The organism is Sphingomonas phyllosphaerae 5.2 (assembly GCF_000419605.1).
Taxonomy (GTDB): domain Bacteria; phylum Pseudomonadota; class Alphaproteobacteria; order Sphingomonadales; family Sphingomonadaceae; genus Sphingomonas; species Sphingomonas phyllosphaerae_B.
Genome location: NZ_ATTI01000001.1, coordinates 2173862 through 2197212 on the forward strand (window position 1 = coordinate 2173862; position 23351 = coordinate 2197212).

21 protein-coding genes and 1 tRNA gene are annotated in these 23351 nt (G+C 61.7%); 8 read left to right on the plus strand and 14 right to left on the minus strand.

Annotated elements, in window-relative coordinates; genetic code table 11:
- Positions 1-35: 35 nt before the first annotated feature.
- Genes SPHPHY_RS0110185 through SPHPHY_RS0110195 form a run of 3 tightly spaced genes read left to right on the plus strand, consistent with a single transcriptional unit; the run spans position 36 to position 2717 of the window.
- Positions 36-278: a hypothetical protein gene (locus SPHPHY_RS0110185; RefSeq protein WP_022686581.1), complete on the plus strand. Its 243-nt coding sequence runs from the start codon at positions 36-38 to the stop codon at positions 276-278.
- A 31-nt stretch (positions 279-309) separates the two neighbouring features.
- Positions 310-1089: an NYN domain-containing protein gene (locus SPHPHY_RS0110190; protein WP_028056746.1), complete on the plus strand. Its 780-nt coding sequence runs from the start codon at positions 310-312 to the stop codon at positions 1087-1089.
- A gap of 2 nt (positions 1090-1091) precedes the next feature.
- Complete coding sequence (locus SPHPHY_RS0110195; RefSeq protein WP_022686583.1) at positions 1092-2717, plus strand: M28 family peptidase; 1626 nt, start codon at positions 1092-1094, stop codon at positions 2715-2717.
- Positions 2718-2968: 251 nt separating this feature from the next.
- Here the strand turns inward: SPHPHY_RS0110195 and ettA are convergent, their stop codons facing one another.
- Positions 2969-4648: an energy-dependent translational throttle protein EttA gene (ettA, locus tag SPHPHY_RS0110200; protein WP_028056747.1), complete on the minus strand. Its 1680-nt coding sequence runs from the start codon at positions 4646-4648 to the stop codon at positions 2969-2971.
- Between the two features lie 109 nt (positions 4649-4757).
- Between ettA and SPHPHY_RS0110205 the strand changes: the two genes are divergently transcribed.
- The 5 genes from SPHPHY_RS0110205 (at position 4758) to SPHPHY_RS21375 (ending at position 10345) form a co-directional block, all read left to right on the plus strand.
- Positions 4758-6155, plus strand: coding sequence for a M20/M25/M40 family metallo-hydrolase (locus SPHPHY_RS0110205; protein ID WP_022686585.1), 1398 nt, complete (start codon positions 4758-4760; stop codon positions 6153-6155).
- 162 nt (positions 6156-6317) lie between these two features.
- Positions 6318-6581: a hypothetical protein gene (locus SPHPHY_RS0110210; protein WP_022686586.1), complete on the plus strand. Its 264-nt coding sequence runs from the start codon at positions 6318-6320 to the stop codon at positions 6579-6581.
- A 24-nt stretch (positions 6582-6605) separates the two neighbouring features.
- Entirely contained in the window at positions 6606-6866 is a 261-nt protein-coding gene (locus tag SPHPHY_RS0110215) for a hypothetical protein (RefSeq protein WP_022686587.1), read from the plus strand.
- Between the two features lie 117 nt (positions 6867-6983).
- Positions 6984-7060, plus strand: a tRNA-Pro gene (locus SPHPHY_RS0110225).
- Positions 7061-7411: 351 nt separating this feature from the next.
- Positions 7412-10345, plus strand: a complete 2934-nt coding sequence (locus tag SPHPHY_RS21375; RefSeq protein WP_196802154.1) for an Eco57I restriction-modification methylase domain-containing protein — start codon at positions 7412-7414, stop codon at positions 10343-10345.
- A 133-nt stretch (positions 10346-10478) separates the two neighbouring features.
- Here SPHPHY_RS21375 and SPHPHY_RS0110240 read toward each other — a convergent pair whose 3' ends face one another.
- The 13 genes from SPHPHY_RS0110240 to SPHPHY_RS0110295 all read right to left on the minus strand — a co-directional run bounded on the left by SPHPHY_RS0110240 (position 10479) and on the right by SPHPHY_RS0110295 (position 22889).
- Positions 10479-11054, minus strand: coding sequence for a recombinase family protein (locus SPHPHY_RS0110240; protein WP_022686591.1), 576 nt, complete (start codon positions 11052-11054; stop codon positions 10479-10481).
- Positions 11055-11264: 210 nt separating this feature from the next.
- Complete coding sequence (locus tag SPHPHY_RS21380; protein ID WP_081645287.1) at positions 11265-12470, minus strand: FRG domain-containing protein; 1206 nt, start codon at positions 12468-12470, stop codon at positions 11265-11267.
- Positions 12471-12513: 43 nt separating this feature from the next.
- A complete protein-coding gene (locus SPHPHY_RS0110250; RefSeq protein WP_196802155.1) occupies positions 12514-12921 on the minus strand; it encodes a hypothetical protein in 408 nt (135 codons plus the stop codon).
- Positions 12884-13213 carry a hypothetical protein gene (locus SPHPHY_RS0110255; RefSeq protein WP_156025081.1) on the minus strand — a complete coding sequence of 110 codons (330 nt, stop codon included), beginning with the start codon at positions 13211-13213 and terminating at the stop codon, positions 12884-12886. Before SPHPHY_RS0110255 ends, SPHPHY_RS0110250 begins: the two co-directional genes overlap by 38 nt.
- Positions 13210-14193 (minus strand): phage minor head protein, encoded by a 984-nt coding sequence (locus SPHPHY_RS0110260; protein WP_022686595.1) that lies wholly within the window; start codon positions 14191-14193, stop codon positions 13210-13212. Before SPHPHY_RS0110260 ends, SPHPHY_RS0110255 begins: the two co-directional genes overlap by 4 nt.
- Entirely contained in the window at positions 14190-14672 is a 483-nt protein-coding gene (locus SPHPHY_RS20965) for a DnaT-like ssDNA-binding protein (protein WP_022686596.1), read from the minus strand. Before SPHPHY_RS20965 ends, SPHPHY_RS0110260 begins: the two co-directional genes overlap by 4 nt.
- Complete coding sequence (locus SPHPHY_RS0110270) at positions 14669-14989, minus strand: hypothetical protein (protein WP_156025082.1); 321 nt, start codon at positions 14987-14989, stop codon at positions 14669-14671. Before SPHPHY_RS0110270 ends, SPHPHY_RS20965 begins: the two co-directional genes overlap by 4 nt.
- A gap of 206 nt (positions 14990-15195) precedes the next feature.
- On the minus strand, positions 15196-16095 hold the full coding sequence (locus SPHPHY_RS0110275; RefSeq protein ID WP_022686598.1) for a major capsid protein: 900 nt from the start codon (positions 16093-16095) through the stop codon (positions 15196-15198).
- A 27-nt stretch (positions 16096-16122) separates the two neighbouring features.
- Positions 16123-16428, minus strand: coding sequence for a hypothetical protein (locus SPHPHY_RS0110280; RefSeq protein ID WP_022686599.1), 306 nt, complete (start codon positions 16426-16428; stop codon positions 16123-16125).
- Positions 16429-16436: 8 nt separating this feature from the next.
- On the minus strand, positions 16437-17726 hold the full coding sequence (locus SPHPHY_RS0110285; RefSeq protein WP_196802157.1) for a hypothetical protein: 1290 nt from the start codon (positions 17724-17726) through the stop codon (positions 16437-16439).
- 76 nt (positions 17727-17802) lie between these two features.
- The gene (locus SPHPHY_RS0110290; RefSeq protein ID WP_022686601.1) at positions 17803-19485 is read right to left on the minus strand and encodes a terminase large subunit domain-containing protein; all 1683 of its coding nucleotides are present in this window, start codon (positions 19483-19485) and stop codon (positions 17803-17805) included.
- A gap of 607 nt (positions 19486-20092) precedes the next feature.
- Positions 20093-21031, minus strand: coding sequence for a hypothetical protein (locus tag SPHPHY_RS21985; protein ID WP_156025083.1), 939 nt, complete (start codon positions 21029-21031; stop codon positions 20093-20095).
- A 130-nt stretch (positions 21032-21161) separates the two neighbouring features.
- Positions 21162-22889: a tyrosine-type recombinase/integrase gene (locus tag SPHPHY_RS0110295; protein WP_081645288.1), complete on the minus strand. Its 1728-nt coding sequence runs from the start codon at positions 22887-22889 to the stop codon at positions 21162-21164.
- Positions 22890-23351: the final 462 nt, after the last annotated feature.

A 23351-nucleotide genomic window follows, 5' to 3' on the forward strand; every position in this document is an offset into this window, starting at 1 on the left:
GCACCCAAGTGTTTGAACGCCGAAGGAGATTTTCGATGGCCGACGAACATCCCAGAGTGCAGTCCGCACGCGATCACGACGACAAGGACGCCATCGAGGGCATGATCCCCGCAGGCGAAGCGGTACCCTCGACCGGCGGCGGCGCGCTGGCGCGCGACCTGGGGTCGCAGGACGACCTTCATCAGGTCGACGACCCCGACGGACATGAACGCGTGACCAAGCAGGCATCGAGCGATGCAGGACAATCCTATCGCAGCGATCGTCCGGTACGCGATTGACCTGAACGTGTCGGCGGCCGATGCAGCGGACATGGCCGCCGACGACAACCCCGCCCGCAACATCGCCCTGCTGATCGACGCCGACAATGCGTCGTGGCAGGCGCTGGACCCCGTTCTGACCGCGCTGGCGGAGTTTGGGCGCGTCAACGTCCGGCGCGTCTACGGCAATTGGTCGAAGGAAGGGCTGAAAGGCTGGCGCGACATGAGCGTGATGCACGGCATCGAGCCGCAGCAGCAGTTCGACCTGACGCGCGGGAAGAACGCCACCGACATGAAGATGACGATCGACGCCATGGACCTGCTTCATCGCGGGCGCATCGACGCATTCGGGATCATGTCGTCGGACAGCGACTTCATGCCGCTGGCCACGCGCATCCGGCAGGACGGCCTCGACGTCTACGGCTTCGGAAACAGCAACACGCCGGCAGGCTTCCGCAACGCCTGCACGCGTTTCATCGACGTCAACGCGCTGCTCGAGACGACCAAGCCGAAGCGCGCGCGGCGTGTCGAGGTCCCGATCAACGAATCGGTCCCGCCCGCGATCGGCGCTGCGCCGGCAGCCGCGCCGACCGCGACCACGAAGGTGGATGACCCCGAACTGCTTCATCTGCTCCACGATGCGTATGATTCGCTCAAGCCGGACGCGAAGGGCTTCGTCGGATTGTCCGCATTGGGGCAGCGCGCCGCGAACCGTTCGAGCTTCGACGTGCGCAATTATGGTTTCAAGCGGTTGTCCGACCTGGTCGCCGCCATCCCCTCGATCGACGTCGACCGCCGCGACAGCCGCGTCTTCGTGCGCTGGAAGGACTGACGATGCGACTTCCCCTGCTTGCACTGGCGCTGACGATCGCTGCCCCCGTCCTCGCCGAAGACGCCGCCCCCAACAGATTGTCCGACGACGTACGCGTGCTCGCCTCGCCGGCGTTCGGCGGTCGTGCCCCGGGGACTGCGGGCGAAAAGAAGACGCTCGACTGGCTGGTCGCGCGCTTTGCGGCATTGGGGCTGAAGCCGGGCGGGCCGGACGGACAATGGGTGCAGAAGGTGCCGCTGATCCACACGCGCATCGCACCCACGGCGCAGATGTCGATCGGCTCGACCGCGCTGACGCAGGGCAAGGAGATTGCGGTCACCACCGTGCGCGCCGCGCCGCGCGTGGCGATCAAGGATTCGCCCATGGTGTTCGTCGGCTACGGCGTGTCAGCGCCCGAGGCGGGCTGGGACGATTTCAAGGGCATGGACGTGCGCGGCAAGACGCTCGTCTTCCTGGTCAACGATCCCGATTTCGAGGCGCAGGCAGGCGACGACGCCAAGGGGAAGTTCGGCGACCGGCGCATGACCTATTACGGGCGGTGGACCTACAAGTTCGAAGAGGCCGCGCGGCGCGGGGCGGCAGCGGCGCTGATCGTCCACGACACCGCCGGGGCGGGTTATCCGTGGTCGACGGTCAATGCGTCGAACGGCGAGAATTACGACATCGTGCGGGACGCCAAGGACACGCGCGTGCCGGTACAGGGCTGGATCGCGCACGACGTCGCCGACCGGCTGTTCGCCGACGCCGGGCTCGACCTGGCGAAGCTGCGCGTCGCGGCGCGCTCGAAGGCGTTCCGTCCGGTGGCGATGACGCCGCGCTTCTCCGCCGCTGCCGATGTGGCGGTGGAGCGGATCGAAAGCGCCAACGTGCTGGCGAAGATCCCCGGCACGAAGCGCCCGGACGAGACGGTGATGTTCGCCGCGCATTGGGATGCCTATGGCGAAGGACCCGCAGATGCATCCGGCAAGACGCTGCGTCCCGGCGCGAACGACGACGCCTTGGGGATCGCCGGTGTCGTCGAACTGGCGCGACTGTTCAAGGCCGGCGCAGCGCCCGAACGGACGTTGGTGTTTGCGCTGTGGACCGGGGAGGAGCGCGGGCTGCTCGGCTCCGAACATTATGCGACACATCCGGTCTATCCGCTGGCGAAGACCGCCGCGAACCTGACGCTCGACATCCTCCAGACCGCCGGTCCCGCAAAGGACGTGGTGCTGGTGGGCCAGGGGCAGTCGTCGCTGGATGCGATGCTGGCCGATGCCGCCCGGGCGCAGGGCCGGACGGTCACGCCGGAGACGTTCAGCGAGCGCGGGCTGTTCTATCGCGCCGACCATTTTTCGGTCGTGCGTCGCGGGGTGCCGTCGCTGCTGCTGATGGCGCTCGGCGGCGCTGCCGACCTGCGCATCGGTGGACGCGCGGCGGGGCAGAAGTGGCTCGACGGCTATATGGCCTGCTATCACAAGACGTGCGATGCATGGGACGCCGGCTGGGACCTGCGCGGTGCGGCGGCGGACGTCGACCTGTTCCACGCGATGGGCGAGCGGCTGGGCAAGGCCGACCTGTGGCCGACGTGGAGCGCGGGCAGCGAGTTCCTGGCCATTCGCGACGGGAGCGCGGCGATGCGGAAGTGACGGACGCGTGTTGCCCGGCACCGAGTCGATCGTGGCGTACATAGTCTGAAGGTTCGAGCGCACGGGGCTCGGGAGACACTTCAGATCGGGTCCCTAAGCCTGACCCGCGTGCTTCAAGCGGTGGTCCGCCAGCCTCGTTCGTCGGGCCACTTGCTCACCGAAACATACACGCCACGGCGGCGTGATCGGGGCCTGCGGCACATCTGACCACGAGTGGGCCGGCGCACTCACGCACCCGCCCACTCCCCGGATCAGCGCGTCAGCTTCTTGTACGCAAGCCGCGTCGGGCGATCGGCGGCATCGCCCATGCGGCGGCGCTTGTCTTCCTCGTAGCTTTCGTAATTGCCCTCGAACCACTCGACGTGGCTGTCGCCCTCGAACGCGAGGATGTGCGTGCACAGGCGATCGAGGAAGAAGCGATCGTGGCTGATGACCACGGCGCAGCCCGCGAACGTCTCCAGCGCCTCTTCCAGCGCGCGCAGCGTCTCGACGTCGAGATCGTTGGTCGGCTCATCGAGCAGCAGGACGTTGCCGCCCTCCTTCAGCATCTTGGCCATGTGCACGCGGTTGCGCTCACCGCCCGACAACTGGCCGACCTTCTTCTGCTGGTCCGGCCCGCGGAAGTTGAACGCGCCGACATAGGCACGCGTCCCCATCTCCTGCTTGCCGAAGCGGAAGACCTCGAGTTCGTCGGAGATTTCCTGCCAGACGTTCTTGTTCGGATCGAGGTCGTCGCGGCTCTGGTCGACATAGCCGAGCTTCACGGTCGAGCCGACCTCGATCGTGCCGCTGTCGGGCTGTTCCTGTCCGGTGATGAGCTTGAACAGCGTCGACTTGCCCGCCCCGTTCGGGCCGATCACGCCCACGATGCCGCCGGGCGGCAACATGAAGTCGAGATTGTCGAACAGCAACTTGTCGCCGTATGCCTTGGTCAGCCCCTTGGCCTCGATCACCTTGCCGCCAAGCCGCGACGGCAGCTGGATCAGGATCGCGGCCTTGCCGGCGACGCGATTCTCCTGTTTCTCCATCAGTTCGTCGAACGCGCGGATACGCGCCTTGCTCTTGGTCTGGCGCGCCTTGGGCGTCTGGCGCATCCACGCCAGCTCGTCGGCGATCGCCTTCTGCTTGCCCTGCTCCTCGCGCTCTTCCTGCTCGAGCCGCTTGGCCTTCTTTTCCAGATAGCCCGAGTAGTTCGACTCGTAGGTGTAGTAACGCCCGCGATCCAGCTCGAGCACCCAGTTGACGACGTTGTCGAGGAAGTAGCGGTCGTGGGTGACGAGGATGACGTTGCCGGTATATTCCTTGAGATAATTTTCGAGCCACGACACGCTTTCGGCGTCGAGGTGGTTGGTCGGCTCGTCGAGCAGCAGAATGTCTGGCTTTTCGAGCAGCAGCTTGCACAGCGCCACGCGGCGCTTCTCGCCGCCGGACAGGTTGGTGACGGGCGAATCACCGGGCGGGCAGCGCAATGCCTCCATCGCCTGTTCCAGCTGGCTGTCGAGCGCCCAGCCGTCGACCGCATCGATGCGCGCCTGCAGGTCGCCCATCTCCTCCATCAACGCGTCGAAGTCGGTGTCGTCCTGCGGATCGCCCATCTCGGCCGAAATCGCATTGAAGCGATCGACGAGGTCGGCGACCGGGCGAACGCCGTCCTTGACGTTGCCGATCACGTCCTTGGTCGGATCGAGCTGCGGCTCCTGCGCCAGATAGCCGACGCGCACGCCCTCGGCCGCCCACGCCTCGCCCACGAAATCGGGGTCCATGCCGGCCATGATCTTCATCAGCGTCGACTTGCCCGAGCCGTTCGGCCCGATGATCGCGATCTTCGCGGACGGCAGGAATTGCAGGTGGATGTTGTTGAGGACGGGCTTGTTCGCGCCCGGGAAGGTCTTGGTCAGACCCTTCATGACATAGGTGTACTGAACGGCCATGTGGCGCGCGGCTCCATATAAAGGTGGGTGCGGCGAAAAATCGTTGGCGCGCATGTAAGCGTAGCCCGCGCCGTTGGCAAACCGCGCAGCGCCGGTTACGCCGGTGGCCATGAAGCATCTGTATCCGCTGACGATCGCCCTGCTGCTCGCCGCCCCGGCCGCGGCGCAGCACACCGCCCCGCCCACCCCCGCCGCGGTCGATCCGCGGGTGGCCGCGCTGCGCGATGCGGCGCTGAAGGACGACCTCGCCTATGATATCGTCGAGGGGCTGACGACCGAAGTCGGCGCGCGGCTGGCCGGCACCGATGCCGAGGCACGCGCGCGGACGTGGGCAGTCGCCAAACTGACCGCGCTCGGCTTCAGCAACGTGCGAAGCGAGCCGTACCGGATGCCGGTATGGGTGCGCGGCGCCGAAGAGGCCGAGATCGTCGCGCCCGTGCCGCAGAAGCTGACGCTGACCGCACTCGGCAATTCGGCGAGCACCGGGGCCGGCGGGCTGACGGGCGAGCTGGTGGTCTTCTCGTCCTATGTCGAATTCGCCAACGCGCCATCCACCGCGGTGAAGGGCAAGATCGTCTATATCGGTAACACGATGCAACCGACCCAGGACGGATCGAGCTATGGCGCGAACGGCACCGCGCGCTTCACCGGGCCGGCGCTGGCCGCGCAAAAGGGCGCCGCGGCGATCGTGATCCGCTCGATCGGCACCGACGCGCACCGCCTGCCGCATACCGGGGTGACGGACTTTCCCGCTGGCGTGAAGCCGATCCCGGCCGCGGCCTTGTCCACGCCGGACGCGACGCTGATCGAGCGGCTGGCCAGGCGCGGGCAGCCGATCCGCCTGAAGCTGCTGCTCACCCCGAAGATGATCGGGGAGCGCGAATCGGGCAACGTCATCGCCGAGGTGCCGGGCACCGATCCCGGCGCGGGGATCGTGCTGGTCGGCGGGCACCTCGACAGCTGGGATCTCGGCACGGGTGCGATCGACGATGCCAGCGGCGTCGCGATCACCGCCGCCGCGGCCAAGCGGATCATGGACAGCGGGCAACGCCCGCGCCGCACGATCCGGGTCGTCTGGTTCGGGGCGGAGGAAGTCGGCGGCTTCGGCGGGAAGGCCTATGCGCAGCGCCACGGCAGCGAGCGGCACGCGACGGCATCGGAGAGCGACTTCGGCGCCGACCGCGTCTGGCGCTTCGAGACGCAACTGCCCGAAAGCGCAAAATCCGTAACGGCGCGACTGGCCAGTGCATTGGCACCGTTGGGTATTGTTCACGGCAGCGGGCTTGCCGGCGACGGCACCGATATCGAGCCGACGGTGGCGACCGGGGTAGCCGGGATCGACCTCAACCAGTCCGGGCTGCGCTATTTCGACACACACCACACGCCCGACGATGTACTGGAGCGCGTGGACCCCGAACAGCTGCGCCAGAACGTCGCCGCGTGGACGACGATGCTGGCGATCGTGGCAAATGCGCCGGAGGAAATCGGCGCCGTCCCACGACAATAATCGGGCAGTTGATGCCCTCCGGAGCGGGTCACCGTTCGTCGCAACCTTACCGATCGATGAATTTTGCTTATTGACCCCCCCGGTTGGTAGGGTATTGCGAAGGTTCGCGACGGCGCTGGGGTCGGGCGCGAGTGTTTTTATGTGATGCTTGGGAGCATTCCGATGAAGAAGATCCTGCTCGTTGCCGCCGCCGCCGGCCTGATGTCGGTTGCCGCTTGCTCGAAGTCGCCGGAAGCGGCCTCGGTCGAGAACAACACCGACATGATGGCTGACAACATGGACGCCATGGCTGCCAACGTCGCCGACATGTCGAACACCACTGCCAACCCGTTCTCCGAGGACAATGCCGAGGCAGTTGCCGAGAACATCAACTCGGCCGCGGACAACGTCCGTGACGCCGGCGAGGACGCCGCGAAGAACATGTAATCGGCTGAGGCCGTGCCGATGGTCATGAGGAAGTCCTTTCCCCTGCTCGCGATTGCGCTTTGCGGCGTAGCGGCGTGCAGCGACCATTCCGGCACGGCTTCGATCGAGAACAATACCGAGGCAATGGCGGATGCGCTCGAGCGCAAGGCCGACAACCTCGATGCGATGGCACAAGCCGCCGCCAACGACAGCGCCACGACGATGCTGGAGGGTGCTGCCGACAATCTCGACGACCAGGCGGACAATGTTCGCGACATGGCCGGTGAGAGCATCGCGCCGCGCTGAGCGGAACGATGCAGGTAGGGCTGACGACGTTGCGAGGCGCCTCCGGGCGCCTCTTCTTTTACGGGCCGATCGCCCTTGCGCCCGCGCACCGCGCGGCCTAGGCGAAGTCCCACGCGTCGGGGAGTGGCGCAGTCTGGTAGCGCGCCTGCTTTGGGAGCAGGATGTCGCAGGTTCGAATCCTGTCTCCCCGACCAAAAAGCCGAAATTGAGCGTTTTCAACGACTTATCCGGCGGTGCTGTAGCAAATGTAGTTACGCACGCTGTAGCGAATCGGGCGGGGAACGCATCGCCTGAAACTCTCTCGACATTGCGAGCGGCGGCGCAGCGGAACGAGGGCATAGCGACTCGATCTGCGGCCTAGAGTAATCCCTTGGATGTGCAGCGCCGGCAACGAGTTTGCATTCAGCTCACCGAGCTACGTCGGCCCTTATCGACAACCGCCGGCATGCCGTCCGTACCGTCCGTCAAACATGCCGCTGAAACGCGCCATTGCCCCACATACGACCACTCTCTAGACCCTGCCGTAAATGGGGGTAGGCTTAGCAATGGTCGGTGATGTTCAAAGCGCTCTGAGGGAACTCATCGGTAGATTCCGGGACAATCTGGCAAGCTACAAGAAGCCCGGATACAATGAGACGCAGACACGACGCGAGTTCATAGATCCACTCTTCGAATTGTTGGGGTGGGACGTCGCAAACGCTCACGGCTATGCCGAAGCTTATAAGCACGTGGTTCATGAAGATCGATTGCGCATAGGGAGAAGCTCCAAAGCGCCTGACTACTCGTTTCGAGTAGGCGGCACGCGCAAGTTTTTTCTTGAGGCAAAGAAGCCTTCAGTGGATATTAATAAGGACTCTGAAGCGGCTTTTCAGTTACGTCGATATGCATGGAGCGCTAAGCTTCCTCTCTCCATTCTCACGAATTTTGAGACACTCTCTGTATACGACTGTAGAGTTAAACCAGCCGCAGGTGACAAGCCGTCGATTGCTCGTATACTTTCGATCCATTATGATGAGCTGCCAGACCGTTGGAGCGAGCTTTCTTCCATCTTCTCCTTGGACGCGATCCACAAAGGTGCATTTGATCGTTTCGCATCAGCAGAGAAGGTGCGCAAAGGCGTTGCCACGGTTGATGACGACTTTTTAGATCAAATCGAAGGGTGGCGTGACCGCCTCGCACGCGCCTTCAAACGCCGCAACCGCGATCTGGATACCTTCGATCTAAATGATGCTGTGCAAAAGACCATCGATCGTCTCGTTTTCCTCCGCATCGCTGAAGATCGCGGCATTGAGCCTTACGGGCGTCTGAAGCAGGCACTGTCGAGCAAGGGAACTTACTCGAATCTTACGAAGATTTTTCGTGAGGCGGACAAGCGTTACAACTCTGGAATTTTTCATTTCGACGCCAAGGACGGCTCTTCGGAAACTCTAGATACAACAACCCTGTCCCTAGATCTTGATGATGCTCCTTTAAAGGAGATCATAGAGGGTCTTTACCCGCCCAAGAGTCCTTATGAATTTTCCGTGATACCGGCGGACATCCTAGGCCAAGTCTACGAGCGGTTTCTCGGCAAGACCATCAAGGTGGTTGGTCGTTCGCTTGAAATCGATGATAAGCCGGACGTAAAGAACGCTGGGGGTGTTTTCTATACGCCGTCCTATGTAGTGCGCCATATTGTTAACGCAGTTCTGCAGCCTCTCCTCGCAGGCAAGGCGCCCACTGACGTTTCAGGTGAGCGAACCGGAACCTTGCCTGTCCGCGTTCTGGACCCCGCTTGCGGCTCTGGCTCCTTTCTCATTGAGGTTTATCAAGCGCTGCTCGACTGGTACCTCGAAAAGTACGTTGAGGCCGGTTCCACCCGTGCCGCACGAGGAGCGCATCCGCGAATTTTTCAGGCGGCCTCTGGCGAATGGCGGCTCACTATTGCAGAGCGCAAGCGGATTCTGACGACTCATATCTATGGTGTAGACGTCGATCCTCAGGCGGTCGAAGTCACTAAGCTCTCACTATTATTGAAAGTTCTTGAGGGTGAGTCTAGCGACCAAGTTGCGGCTCAGATCAATTTTTTGGACAACCAGAGGGTTCTCCCAGATCTCGGAGCGTTGATCCGGTGCGGCAACAGTCTGATCGCACCAGACTTCTACGGTTTATTCGATCCTAATCTTCTTAGTGAAGATCAACTCCATAAGATCAATGTCTTCTCATGGCAAAAGGCGTTTCCGTCCGTTTTTCGGGACGGCGGCTTTCATGCGGTTGTTGGAAATCCTCCCTATGGAGCATCGCTGCTAGCAGAGGAAAAGCAATATCTCAGCAATCAGTTCGGATGGCAAAGCTACCAACTCGACACGTACCTGGTCTTTTTAGAGCAATCACTTAGATCTCTGCTTAGAGACAGTGGCTTTTTGGGGATGATTATCCCCAATCCGTGGCTGACCAACCTGCGTCAGGACCGTATGCGGCAAAAGGTATTCGAGGTAAGCAAAGTTCATGAGATCGTGCACTTCACCTTTCCGGTATTCCGGCGCGCTAAAGCCACGGTCGATACCGAGATCGTTATTCTAGAACGCGCAAGCTCGAAAAGACACAAGCCGAATACATATGTAATAAATGCGATTGGTCCTGACGAACAAATCGATTTGAAGCTTGGGACTCAGATCACTCATGATCAAGATGCATGGCGTAAAAGCGCAGCTCTTCCTATAAACATTTTCCTAGATAAGTCTGGTCGAGCTCTCGCCGAGAAGATGCGTGAAGCTGGAAAAGAGCTTAGCCTTTCATTTCATACTAGTGTTGGCATGAAGCCATATCAGAAGGGAAAAGGGCGCCCGCAGCAGTCAGCTGACGACGTAAAGAATCGTATCTTCGACGCCAACACTAGGCTTACAACCGAATACCGTCAGTACCTACGGGGTGGCGACATAAAACGCTTCGTAGTTAAGCCGGTTGAGGATCGATATATAAAGTACGGAGAATGGTTAGCCGAACCGCGCCTATCGGCCGGCTTTGACGCCCCCGAGAAGATACTTATGCGGCAAACGGGCGATAGTTTAGTAGCAACCGTGGACCAACAAAGCTTTCTTTGCATGAACAATATGCACGTTCTGGTTCCTCGCGATCCAAAAACAAATCTCTATGCGGTGACCGCGATCATAAACTCTCGTACGATGAACTGGTATTATCAGACACTAAACCCGGAGGCTGGCGAGGCGCTTGCGGAGGTGAAAAAAGCGAATGTCGATCGATTGCCGCTACCGAAGCTATCTGCTCAGCAGGCAAACACTCTGGCTAAACTCACGAAGCGCATGTCTGCCAATTTGTTGATGCTGCCGTCCGCGACGGAAAAGAAGCGGCAAATGATGTTAACAATGATCGAAAGCGATTTTGACGCTGTTGAGGAGATTGTGGGCGATCTATTCAATCTCAATGCAACTGACCGCAAGAGGGTAGTTGCCGATCAGGTCAAGCACTCGCCGCTTTGAAGCGGCGTTGTTGTGCTTTGCCCAAGTGAGAGCGTCAGCGCGTTTGCCGGCGGGAGCAGCAGCTCGAAGGCTTGACTAAAGATTGAGGTTGACACATTTTGAATACGTGTCCGGGAACGGATGAGGCATTACCTCATCGTCGCTTCTCCACGCGCTGAATGGCCGCACGGCTCACGCCGTACTGCTTAGCCAATATGCCTAAAGAAACACCCTGTGCTCGGCTGGTGAGCACCGATTGCTGTTGCTCTCCGGTAAGGGCTGACGGGCGCCCTAGCGCCTTCCCTTCGGCCTTGGCGCGCAACAGGCCGGCCTGCGTGCGCTCGATGAGCAAGTCGCGCTCGAACTCCGCGACAGCCGACAGCACGCCCATGGTCATCTTGCCCGCCGCGCTAGTGAGGTCGACCCCGCCAAGGGCGAGGCAATGCACCCGCACCCCCTGCCCTGCCAGCGCCTCCACAGTTCCGCGCACGTCTATCGCGTTGCGCCCTAAGCGGTCCAGCTTCGTCACGATCAGCACATCCCCTTCCTCAAGGCGATCTACCAGCTTGGCGAAGCCTTTCCGCTCCATAGCTGCGACCGATCCCGACACAGTTTCGACGATCACCCGCCGGGGTTCGATCCCGAACCCCGCCGCCTCAATCTCCCGCACCTGATTGTCGGTGGTCTGATCGGCTGTGCTGACACGGCAGTAAGCGAAGGTGCGGGCCACAAGAACGACTCCTGTATCGAAAGCGTGTCTCGAAACTACCAGCGTATCGGAACCATCGTCAAGCTATATTCCGATACATACAGTGCATATGGCACGTAATCGGTCGTTTCCGATACAGGCACAGCATGGCGACGGTCACTATGAATGCTGCTATAGCACATACACGGCTTGACTACCTCGTCGCGCGAAGCGGCCGTAAGATAGAGCGAGCTACCGGGTTGGGCGAAGGCAGCTCAACAGTCGGCGTAGGAGCGTCGACTTGGCAACGTCATGGTTGGATTTCGCCCGGGTGATTGAGGCAACGGGTTCATCGAAAAGCAAGCTTTTCATGTCTCGGCAAATTCCGTCAAGACCGGGAAACAGCGAGCCATAGGTGATCCCCATTAGCTCTAGCTCGCGCATGATTTGGGGGCGGCTGGCTGCGGGTAGGTCACACACAGTCAGATATGAAACGCCATCCTCAATCTCTTTACGCCGTATGAAACTCTCGACGTCAGCAACGTTCGTGACCGTCGTGAGTGATTGCTGCGGGACATGACGCGGGTTCGCGGCGGCCATCGTCTCCAGCACTACGATTTGATCTGGAGCCGCATCTACGATGATGTGCTTTCGATCGTAGCGGCGGCCCCACGCTTCGCGATCGAATATAAAAATTCTAGGCGCGCTACCGTTTTTTTCTGCGGCTTCGAACGCGAAGTAGGCGGCCACGAAAGGCGAAAGTGACCAGTCAATCATAGGTGTGGGGTAGCCGTGGTGTTGTAGGATGCTCCAAATTGCAGCGTTGTGTTGCAAGTTGCCGATTTGTAGTGGGAAAGACAGCCGATCCGCAACAGCCCCATAGAGCCGCTCGGCGTCGTCCATTATCCATGCGTGTAAGTCACTGCGCCATGTGCGATGGAACGAAGACACAAGCTTGTGCGGGCATCGCTGACCGCGAAAAATGTACTTCTTGGGACTTTGACTGATCGCCCATTGACGAAAGTGAGCCCACGTCTTGAGGTCGACGCAACCTTTCATCGCCGAAACTGTGCTGGTGTCCGCCTTTTTCAGGCAGACAGTGCCCGATCGCCCGTCGTGATTATTCCAAGCAATCCTGAGGGTTTCTCCTTCCTCGTGCATTCGAACGTTAATTGCGCTGGGCGGCGTCCATCCCATCTGACGGATCCGCTCTTCGTCCGCTTTGCGCTCAGCGATGGTCATAACGCCACCCCATGGATAGAGATACGTTGCGTTGACCGTCGTTACATATGGTGGCGCACTAGGCAGATTGATCGGGAACTGGAACCCGGGCAGGTTTCCGTTAGGGTAAAACAGGTAGGCGTTTCCAAAGCTGCCGTGCCCGCGATCTTCCAAATCGATCCGGATTGACGCTTTGGGCTCGTCGTCCTGCAATTCCCCCAGCCATTGCCCGTTCATTTTCACCTCCGGTCAACCATTGAGCGGAGTGACAGGGGCATCGTCAAGCGTTTGATGGCGTGGCGCTGGCCTCGATTAGCGCCGCGCCAAAATCATCCATGCCGGCACTATCCCGCTTGGACACATCACGGCTCTTTTTCGCCAGCCCTAGCTTGATGAGGTTGGCACCTAGCAGTGTCACGTTGCGGCGGTAGTTCTCTTGATCAACTTCCCTACTCTCCAGCAAATCTGCCGTCGCCTGTTCGCACAGCATCGCAAGAGTTGCTGTGTTCATGAGCAACAAGCGCTCCGAGGCGGTCGGGTTGCGGCCTAGCTGATCGGCGAGTTCCAGCCCGATTGACCGGAAGCGCTTGGCCTCCATGGTGCGCCCGTCAATCTTGCGGCCGGCGACGTTCATGTCGAACGTGATCGGCTCAATGGACACGTGCACCTCCACGGCGAGAGCGAACACGCTTTTTGGGCTTCCCGGTCTGCGCCAGCTCCGCGTCAACATACGCGAGCACCCCAGACTGCACGCAATCAGGGTCAAGGCCAGCGTAGAGGCAAACCTCCTTGAAATCGTCGTCAGCCTCGCGAAACCATTCGAGCGCCTGCTTCTGAGACTTGGCACCCCGGCGGCGATCGTCACCCGCTTGAAGCCGGCCAACGGCTTCGCGGGCAGCGCTCAAGATGACGCTGACGAACAAGCGCTGCTCGCCGGTCATCTGCTCACAAGGATGTTCTGCACGATCGATCTGGATCATGCGGCGTTCCTCAACACCGCCTTGCACCGGCAGCCGGCCTCCAGAGGCGGCGTGAAGCATGGCCCCAACGGCGTTGCGAACGGCTGATTAAGGGGCACGCCCGCGCGGTTCATTCCGGGCACCTGCGCGTGAGCGAGGCGCACACGTTCGTCGCCTGCGGTGCGCCAGTAGCGGCACTGCTCGACGGGCAGCGCGCCGAACCGTTGCGCGATCTGCCAGCCCGTCAGCTTCGCGGCTTCGGCGATCTGGTGCGCGGCGTTGCCGGCGACGGCTTTGGTGCGCGCGCGCCGGAGTGCCTTGGCGTGACGATCCAGTAGCTTCTCAGCTTGGTCCGGGTTGATGCCGGTTCGCAGTGCCTTGGCGATCATCTGGCGCTGTGCGGCGGTGATGCTGCCCCGTGTGGCGGTGAGGATGGTGTCAGCGTCCCAAGAGGCACTGGTGGCCCGGACGATCAGGGCTTCGCGGAGCACGTGGAGCGAGCGAGCTTGCGCGAGCGACAGGCCGACCACGCGCCGGAGTTGGGCGGCGCGGCTGGCGGCGCTACCGCGCGCGGTGAGCATGCGTTCGGCGGTCTCACGAAGCGCTAGCGCGCTTTCGTGAAGGTAGGCGGCGCGGAACGAGCGAATGGCGCTGTCGCGGGCTGCTACGGCGTCGGCGGCGTTCGTGTTGGCGACGTGTCGGGCCTGTGCGGCAGCAAGGGCCGCGACGGCAGCGAAGAAGGACGCGAGCGCCACCAGCCCACCGCCGGCATCCAGCGCGTCCGCAAACGTGCCTTGCTCGGGGACATCGATGTCGATGAAGGTGGCGAGCTGATCGGCGTAGTGGTCGCGGGCGTCGAGGCCTTCCTGATCGGCATTAGCGAATATCGCCGCGATCATCGTGGCGTCGAACATGACGCCCACGTCATCGATCGCGGCGTCAATCGCCGCTTGCAGCTCCGCTTCCTGCCGTGCGGTGAGCTGGTCAATCTGGTCGATCACAGCAGCACCTCCGCGACGTTGGCGGACGATGCACGCAAATGAGGTTCGATCAGCCGGCGAACATGCTTCGGCAGCTCATCGGCGATCGTGGGGAAATACATAGTCATGCTGTCGCCCAGCATCCGTTGCATGACCGGGGCGCTGAATAGCTGCCCCTGCGTCAGAACGTGAACTGCCAGCTCGACAGATGCCGCGACGATTGCGGGCGGCGTTTCAGCCGTGAGCGGGTAGCCGTGCGGGCATCGATCGGGCACGCGGGGCCACGCTAGCGGTTGAGTAGCCGCGACTGCCCGGCCCTGCCACCGCATGCGGTCCAGCAACGACGTGGCGGTGATGAGGGCTTGCGCCTGCGTCAGCGAGGTCGCGCTGCTCCATGCGCTGGAAAACAGGCGCGTTGCAGCGATCTCGTGGGCTTCGGGGAGGCTGGCGTAGGAGTTCACGCCGGCAATAATCGTCCAGGCGGGCACGGCATCGGTCACGTCAGATATACCTTGTGGAGAATGCCACCGGGAAGCGTGCGCAGCTCGAAGCGAGCGACCTTGATCTGGTCGCCGCCGGGCAGTTCGAACGTTTCACCGATGATAATCGGATGAGGGTGGTTGATGAGCCACACGATAGCGGTCGCGTCGGGCATGGCCTCTCGCGAAGCCTGTCCAAGCAATTTGCCGGGACTGTACGTGACCCGCGCGCGGTGCTCGGTCACGTCACGATCCTGCGACTTGCCGAACATGTCGCGCTTGCCCGCATGAAGCTGGCGCACTGTGTCGGTCATCATTGGCAACAGGTCGGCGAGCATCGAACACCTAGGAATGAGGGTGCCAGCCGCGCGCCTAAAATCAGGAGAGAAGACGCCGCTGGCAGTCGAGGTTTTTCATGCGCGGGCACTCGCCGACTTATCCCGCTCCGGTGTCGCACCGGCCCTTCCCACCTCTCGACGCGCGGCGGACAACCTTTCCAGCGTCGAGAGTTTGTGGGGAGGTTCTATTGTCCGCCGGGGTGAGCTTAAGCGGCCTTGATGCCCTTGAGACGGGCAGCGGCCTTCGGGTGCTTGATGACAAAGCCGGAATACCACTCCGTACGCGTACGCAGCGCCGGCTTGTCATCCACCTCGCCTAGGTCACGCGCTTCGATCGGCTTCGTCTGAATGCCGTGGAGCGTGTCCGCGCCGAAGCGGACGGCATAGATGCTGGTGGTGGCGTTGGCGGTGCCCTGCGTCTCATCGAACGCGAGAATATCTGCGCCGGTCTCGTCTTCTTCGATCAGGCCGAACGGCACGCCGGCATAGCCTTCCAGCTCGCGGCCGAGCTGGTCGGTCGTAATGGTGAGCGCATTCATGCTCCGGGCCATCTGGCGGACGGTGCGACGAAGCGTCTTGTTCATGAGCAGGATGGACGGCGTGCCGCGCACGGCGTCGACCAGCTCGTCCAGCATCTTGAACTCCAGCGTTCCGCCGTTGGTCCCGGCGGTCAGCACCTGCGACCCGGTGAGCCGGCGGTTCAGGCCATCGAACTCCTTCGGGTTCTTCGACGTGTCGCCGTCGAAGAACGTACGTAGCCACGTCAGCGTCGCCGCTTTTGCCTTCATGCCGTCGTGGATCGCGCGAGTGTCGTTGTTGCCGGTCTGCATGGCGATCTGGGCCACGTCGAAGTCGCTGTCGCCACCAAGGATCGTCAGCGTTTCCGTGAGCGGATTCACGACGCCAGTGGACTCCACATAGCCCTCGTTGAAACCACGGAAGGCCACGCCGGGGAGCGACTGTTCGAGGTTATAGGTATAGGCGTTGCCTGCGATGTTGATGAACGGCAGCGCGGCGAGCACCGGGTTCTCGGTCGCGAAAATCTCGACAATGCCGGACGTGAGCTGATCGGGGTTCAGCTTCGCCCATTCCGAAATGGTAAGCACTTACGGGTATCCTCTCTTATTATCGTCTTAGTTGCGGTAACCGCCAGCCATGCGGGCGAAGACCGGCAGGGAGGCGGGATCAACGGCAGCCGGCGTGATCGCTGGCTTGGCGTTATTGGTCGCGGGCACTGCCGGCTTGGCGTCGAACACGCCGGTTGCCTTGGCGGTGTGGAACCATGCGAGCTGGTCGGCGGGCGTCAGGCTGGCCGGGATCAGGCCGCGAAGATGCTCCGGCACTCCTGCAAGCACAGTCGTCACAGTGTCGGCGAGCTGCGCCTTGAGGGCGGCAAGCTCCGCGACGGCGGGATCGGGGGTCGAGTTCTCGTTTTCCATGTCAGCTCCTAGAGGGGCAGCGCCAGTGCGGCGGCTTCGTCGCGGCGGGATTGAAGTTCGCGCATCGCGGCGGCGCGATCGGGGAAGCCATCGGGATTAAGCGCCATGAGGGCGTCAGCCGGGGACCAAAGCCCGAGGTCGATCTTGTCGCGGCTGTTCGCGAGCTGTTCGCTCTCGGTGAGCTGGTCCTGCAACTCGGCAAAATCGACCGCAACCGTGGCGTCATCAGGAATGGTGCCGGGACGGTGCGTGTTCACGACAGCCTTGAGCACCGCGAACAAGCGGGCTTCGGCGATGCGCCACTGTGCGATGTCGTCTAGCCGTTCCTCACGAAGCTCGATGCGCCCCGCGTGCTTGGCGCTGCCGGACTCCGCGACCTTGGACAGGTCGAACACGTCGCTCCCAACTCCGTGCGTCGCGGCGGTCTGACGCAACACGAACTCGATCGCCGACAGGATCGATGCGATCGGCGAGTTGGGGCTGGCGAACCCGAACTGCCCGCCCTGCGGCAGCGCGATTGCGCGATCGGGACCGAATTGAAGCACCTCGTTGGCGCTAATGCCGGTAGCCCACGCTTGCCCGTGCGCCTGCGTTTCGACCGATCGCCACAGGTTGGCCAGCGCGACGTTCACCGCGTCCTGTGCCTCGATCAGGTCATTGCCGCCGGGCAGAAAGAACTGGTCGTCGGGCAGCCGATCGAACAGCGGGACGAACGGAAGAACGCCATAGGGGTTGGCGTTGCCAGCGTTGCCTTCAATCCGGCGGGGCACGCCGCGATAATTCAGGTGACGATAGCCGGTGGCGGTCCAATCGGAGTAGGATACATCCTCGGCGCGTGACGCGCCGTGCGTGACAATGACGCGCTCGGGGTACTCCGGGTCGCTGTAAAGCACGTCCAGCACGTTTGGGGTCACAACGTTGAGCGTCGGCGTGCCGGTCGCGTCGCTAAAGCCGACTTGCAGCATCCCTGTCTTGCATAGCTTCACATAGCGCGAAGCCTTCTTGAGCACCGCGTCAGCGTTCATCGCGCGATAAAGTGCGTCCATCGTCGCTTGATCGACGCCGGTAAACACACGTCGAGGCTGAATGCGATAAGTGTTTGCACGGCGATTGGTGATCGCACGGACGGCGTTGATGCTGAAAACCCGGAACTGCTCAGGGCGCGACCAGCGGCGAGTGATCAGTTTAAGCGTCTCTTGGGACTGCTCATCCCAATAGTAGCGAAGCCGGCGAGCACAATCATCCTTGCGGTCACGCGACGCGGATGCTATCCGAACAGTGTCAGTTGCGAACAGCACCTTTACTCACCAAGCTCCAAATAGACGAAAGTGGTAGTAGTATAACTCGCTTCTGCTTTCGAGTCACGAACTTTGTTCATCGTGGCACCGTGTGTGCGCCAATATTCTTCATTTTTGTTGCGGCAAAGACTTCGAAGGTGACCGGTTGGACCGGCTTGCGGGCGCGGTACGCATCAAACAGGCAGGATGCTTCGCGCATCGAGCGGCACTCGCGCGCGCACAGCGGCACATGAGCACCTCCATTCAGCACGCATGCCGCGATGGCGGGACCGCGACCGTGGCAGTGAATGCCGTCAAGCTCGTACGGGTTTAGCGAGACATGCCGGAGCGAGTGTGCGGCCCATGCTACCGCATGCACGAAATCGTCATGCGCGCCGCGCGGGTGCGTAAACTTGGGGACAGCCGCTTCGCCATCGGTCGCCTTCCCGTCCGCCTGCACCTCGAACACGGCAAGCTCGGCAAGTAGGTCTTTGAAGGCGGGATGGATGTGGAGACGATGTTCGGCGGCAGCCTGATACAGCCCCATGAAGGCTTGATACTTCGTCCTGCGCGACGGGTGGATCACCTCCACGCCGGAGCTAAACGGCTGTGTTGCCGCCCAATCCGCCACGTCCTGCGCCCCGTAGGACTCCAGCGTAGCGCGGCTCATGCCGTAGCCGCGATGGTAGCCCTCGAACCGGCTCTTGATACCGCCAAGCCGGCCAAGGAACACGCTGTCGGCGTCCAGCACGAATAGATGTTCCTCATCGTCCAGGACGATTTTGGCGACACAGGCGGTGACGGTGCGGTCGCCGTGGCGCGACCCGCCGAACGCACGGTCCAGACCGCTGCCGACGATGTAGGCGGACCCGGCAGCGAGCGCCTTCACGTCCAGCGGATATTCCTGCGTGCATGCCGCCAGCATGTCGGCGGGGAACAAGGCGCTGGTCGCATCACCCCAGCGGTTCAGGTGGTACAACGCGAACTCGTGCGGCAGCATCTGGCGCGAGAGCGAGCGGAGCTTGCTTTCGCTGATCCAAGGCGGCGCGTTCCGGCATGCTTCGTCCAAGTCGGCGTAGGCGATGTGACTGAACGCGATCGACGTGTCCGGGTCGGTCGGATGGTTCGCTGCCTGATACAGCTCGAACAGCTTGTTGGACTTCGGCGAGACTGTGCTGTCGATCAGCATCAGCGAGCCTACGGTGTCCAGCAGCGAGCCGGCGAGTGCCGCGAACACCTCATCGCCGCGCGGGGCGGCGTGCAGCTCGGAGACTTGTGCACAGGAAAGCTTTTTGCCCCACAGCGCGGCGGGGTTGGCGCTGAACGCCTGAATGGTGGAGCCGGCGGTCGGGAACTCGACCCGATCGCCCAGCACGTTGATCGTGCCCGCTGCGACCAGACGCTTGAGCAACGGCGTTTGCTCGAAAGCCTCGCGGATCGATCGGAACGCCGTGTCGACAACCTGCTTCTCGCTGTTCGCGACCACAGCGACGGTCTCGGTTTGCCGGGTGAGAAACCGCCACACGATCAGCATCGCGGACGTAACGGATTTCCCATGCCTCCGAGGCCAGCAAAACACCGCGACGGATACGTCCTTGCCGTCCAACGCCTTCGCGATCTCCGCAGCTTCGCGGGGTCCGGGAACGAACGGGGTGAACCCGCCAGTGCTCGACCGGACGCGGGGCTGCACGTCATCAAGGAACTTGAAAAAGCCCGCGCTGCCGGAACGCCATGAGGCGATCGACGCGGCGAGGCTGGACGTGGCGGGATTCGTGGACAATGAAACGAACTCGGGAGCTGATGTGGAACGCCGCGTGTTCGCGGGATCAGCCTAACGACGCTCGACTTGAGCGGCCCTTGTCCGGGCTGGACCGCACGCGGTCCGCAGAGTTTCTGTGCCTAGCGCCGCTGCGTGGCTGGTGGCTCATCGTTGTTCAGCGTGCGCGCGCTTTCGTGATCGCCGCCAACGCCGGAGTTTATGGCACTCCGGGTTCCTGTGGATTTACCCGATCCTCAAGCGGGGTTCTCGGGATCGCCGCGAACACAATTATTGTATCAACTCTGGAGGAAAAATGAAACAGGCAATTTGCTTGCACTACGAGGCCGTTGCCTCAAACCTTAAGAAATAAGCGAGCTGTCACGAAGTGACGGCGAGCTGATTACCCGACCGAAGGGAGGGTAACCGTATCAACTTCCTCTTTACCGCAACGCCTATCGCCACGCCTTCGGCGTGACGATGAGCTACGCCGTCGCTTTGCGACGGCTTGCTTCATTTCTCGCTTCGCTCGAAGGTAAAAACACCCCGTTTGTGTCGTCAAATGTTTTAAGCAAGTTTCAACGACACAGCATTTGAACGGGGTGAAAATAGCGGATTTCCGTTACCTTGATCACGCATCGTCGTCTAAAACCTCGAAAATCACCCCGTTCGAAAATCGTCCGGGTGAACGGGGTGGAATTGGATCATCGGCAGGCACGAATGCCGCCCACACAGACCCCTCCTCCTCCAATCTTCCAACGCGAGAGATTGCCTCATTCACCCGAGGTCGCAAGGATGTAGGCGACATGCCGTGATCGCGGCCTAGCGCAACCAAACCACGCATCACGTCACCGCCGGTGATCTCGCGTCCGCTCCTGCCCTCCATCGCCTCCCGGACCTGCCATACATCGCAAGTAACGGCGATCATGCGATCAGAGAGGTTACGCAACCAAGTCGGTGCGCCCGCCGACCGCGCGGCACTCATAAGCGCGTCGTGACGCCGATCACGCTCGGCATCTAGCGCCGCCAGCGCGGTCGGAGTGGCCGTTTTAGCCAGCTTCGTCGTTCGGCTCTGTTGCGCACGCTGCTTGCGCTTGCGCTTCGCGTCTTCCGCACGCTGCCAAGCCAATGCATCCTCATTGTCAGAGCGCCAGCCGCGTTCCTCACACGCGGTCGCGAGATCAGTGAAGGTCGGGTGCTCATACCGGGCGACGCCCTCCAGCCTCTGAGTAGCTGCAGCCCAAGCAGCTCGCTTTGCAGCGATGCCGACGTCCATCTCTATACGCAGCTCTGCGAATTGGCCGCATGCTGGTCGAGAGGGGCAACCCGCGCACCAGCGCGGCGGTCCCAGCTCACCCTTGTACGTCGACTGCTTGTCAAACTCTCCGCGAAGATACTCGATCGGGCTGGCGAAGCAAGCGAGCTTACCAATCGGCTTGTGAATGATAGCCCCAGCAGCATCAATAGCTACATCGCGGGGGAGTAGCATATCCTGCCGATTTCTATAGCGCTGAACCCGAGGAACATACTCGCCGTTCCGATCGATGTAAGCTATATTACTGGCGATCATTGACGTTTCTCATCTAGTGATCTTTCCTAAAGACAGACTTTCCCGCCGGTCTCTCCGGCGGTCTTTTTCTATCTGCAAGAATACTATAGAGATTACATAAAATCAACGACGTGTTTTTGAACGGGGTGACTTAAGCCGCCGATGCTCCCTTGTCGAACTCGACGCCGTCAAAACGCACCTGCGCCATGACCGGCGCGAGGAACCGCACCGTGCCCTGTCGCACAGCACCGTAGCCGGCGGTCGTGCTTTTCTGATCGTGCCCCAGTGCAACTGCGATCTGGTCATCGACAAGCCCCACCTCAACCCGGAGCCGGTCTGCCAGCTCGTGGCGGAAGCTATGCGCCCCCAAGCCATCAGCACCTGACTTGACGCCGATCCGGGTCAGGTAGTCACGCCAGAACGCAGAGGGCTCGGCCCCGAGCTGGTCACGATCGTTCGCCACCAGCTCCGGGAACAACCTGCTGTCGCCGCCGGCCTCGCGGCGCTTCTCCACGAAACCCACAAACCCCAGCTCGACTAGCTTTGTGTGCGCGACCGACGCTCGCGATTGCCCGGACTTGGTCGTCTGCCCCTTCGCTGGTGCATGCTGGATGTCGATAACCCACGCGCCACTCTCATGCTGTGACACATCCTCGACCCGAAGCTGTGCCGCCTCGCCGATGCGCATGCCGGTGAACAAGCACAGCAATGGTATCCAATAACGCCAATCGTTCGCGCGAACCTCGCCGGGACGGTGCTCTCTTCCATCCGCCTCAAACCCGGTGAACAGAGGTGATGCCAGAACCTTGTTGAGGCGATCCGTCCCGAGCGGCGGGCGCGGGTTTTTGCCGCGCACCTTGTCGTGGAACAACCCGTTGCACGGGTTCGACAAGTCCCATCGCTCCTTGATGAGCCAAGCAAACAGTGGCGATATGGTGGACAGGTGCTTGTTGACCGTCGAGAGTGCCGTACGGGGCATGTCAGCCGCTCGGGCTTTCGCAGCCGCCTCCCGCATAGACAGGCCGCGCATATCGGCCCTGTCGCGCCATTTGGGCGGTAGCTGGCGCAACGTGTCGCGGTAGTCGCGAACGTGCTCCGGCTTGATCGACGTGATGGCGCGATCGGTCCCGATAAAGGTCGCGAACTGCTCGATAACCTTGCGGTCTTGCTTGAGCGTGTCGTCGCGCTTGCGGCCTTCCGCGAGCCGCTGCTCGGCGTAGCGTTCGAACAACTCCAGCAACGCCTCACCCGACTTCGCCTTGTCCTGCTCACGCTGGCGCACGCGAGCCACCAGCGGGCTTTCGACAAAAACCTCTAGATCGCCGCGCGCACGAGCGTGGCTGGTTTTGAGCGCCGCCATGCGCGCGGCGTTCAGGTCGGTGAGGAATTGACGGTAAGCCGGCGTGCCGGGTTCAAGGTCCAGCCCCATCCCTTCAATGATCTGAACAGCCATGCCCTCGACGAGCGTATAATCGCCGGTCGCTGCCAGCGGAGTGAAGGCTTCTAGCGCCGCTTCCGTACGGTGCATGTGCCGACGCCAGCCGCCGGGTTGCTGTCGGCGCATGTCGCTTTGTGCCAGCGCTTCGTCATGCCCGAACTCGACCGCCAGCGCCTCTAGCTCTGCTTGGGTCGGCGTCCGGCGTGCTGGCGCTGCCACGGGTATCGTCACCGGCGTTTCACCTCGTGCGGTCGCCCACTCCCGCTTCCATTCGTCCAGCACCGCCAGCGCCCGGTCAGAGGCGATCCGGCGGTCGGTAGTGCCCATCGACTTCACGCGCTCCTTTGGCTTGCCGGGAGCATGGAGGGCGCGCGGAATGGGAACGCGAAGCTGCCACGTGCCTCGTGCACCGCGCTGAACAAGGTAGGTAGCGAGGGACATAGAAACCGGCTTCTCCGTACAAGTGCTGTAGCAACTCGTAGCACGTTTGCTGTAGCAAGTGGAGTCCGAACCCGCAGAAAACCGCGACTCGTGGTCAATCCTGTGTCAATATGGTCAAGACATTCCCATCCTGTCTCCCCGACCATCTCCTTTGCAAGTCTCTGCTTTTTCGCCTCCTCTACGGTGATCAGGAACGATTGCACGGTCGATTGCACGCCTCGCTGTATCCTTTAGCTTGACGAACTCCGTTTTACGAGCGCCGCGCAGCAGCAGCTGATTTTGCGGCAAGAGGTTCACCGCCGCAGCAAGTGTCGAAACCGGCATTACCGCTTCACACGATCAACTTCAAAGATGCGCGCGCGATCACCTTGCCCACGGCGCCGACCGTTGGGATATTCGCGAGCCTCACATGATCGGTCGTCGGCCGGAGTGCACCACACCCGGCGCAGCGGGTTGTTCAAC

Coding starts and splice junctions, on each gene's coding strand:
- SPHPHY_RS0110185 (WP_022686581.1), top strand. CDS start 36: ATGGCCGACGAACATCCCAGAGTGCAGTCCGCACGCGATCACGACGAC.
- SPHPHY_RS0110190 (WP_028056746.1), top strand. CDS start 310: ATGGCCGCCGACGACAACCCCGCCCGCAACATCGCCCTGCTGATCGAC.
- SPHPHY_RS0110195 (WP_022686583.1), top strand. CDS start 1,092: ATGCGACTTCCCCTGCTTGCACTGGCGCTGACGATCGCTGCCCCCGTC.
- SPHPHY_RS0110280 (WP_022686599.1), bottom strand. CDS start 16,428: ATGGAAAACGAGAACTCGACCCCCGATCCCGCCGTCGCGGAGCTTGCC.
- SPHPHY_RS21985 (WP_156025083.1), bottom strand. CDS start 21,031: ATGATCGCCAGTAATATAGCTTACATCGATCGGAACGGCGAGTATGTT.
- SPHPHY_RS0110215 (WP_022686587.1), top strand. CDS start 6,606: ATGAGGAAGTCCTTTCCCCTGCTCGCGATTGCGCTTTGCGGCGTAGCG.
- SPHPHY_RS21380 (WP_081645287.1), bottom strand. CDS start 12,470: ATGAACGGGCAATGGCTGGGGGAATTGCAGGACGACGAGCCCAAAGCG.
- SPHPHY_RS0110255 (WP_156025081.1), bottom strand. CDS start 13,213: ATGATCCAGATCGATCGTGCAGAACATCCTTGTGAGCAGATGACCGGC.
- ettA (WP_028056747.1), bottom strand. CDS start 4,648: ATGGCCGTTCAGTACACCTATGTCATGAAGGGTCTGACCAAGACCTTC.
- SPHPHY_RS0110295 (WP_081645288.1), bottom strand. CDS start 22,889: ATGTCCCTCGCTACCTACCTTGTTCAGCGCGGTGCACGAGGCACGTGG.
- SPHPHY_RS0110205 (WP_022686585.1), top strand. CDS start 4,758: ATGAAGCATCTGTATCCGCTGACGATCGCCCTGCTGCTCGCCGCCCCG.
- SPHPHY_RS21375 (WP_196802154.1), top strand. CDS start 7,412: ATGGTCGGTGATGTTCAAAGCGCTCTGAGGGAACTCATCGGTAGATTC.
- SPHPHY_RS0110210 (WP_022686586.1), top strand. CDS start 6,318: ATGAAGAAGATCCTGCTCGTTGCCGCCGCCGCCGGCCTGATGTCGGTT.
- SPHPHY_RS0110270 (WP_156025082.1), bottom strand. CDS start 14,989: ATGCTCGCCGACCTGTTGCCAATGATGACCGACACAGTGCGCCAGCTT.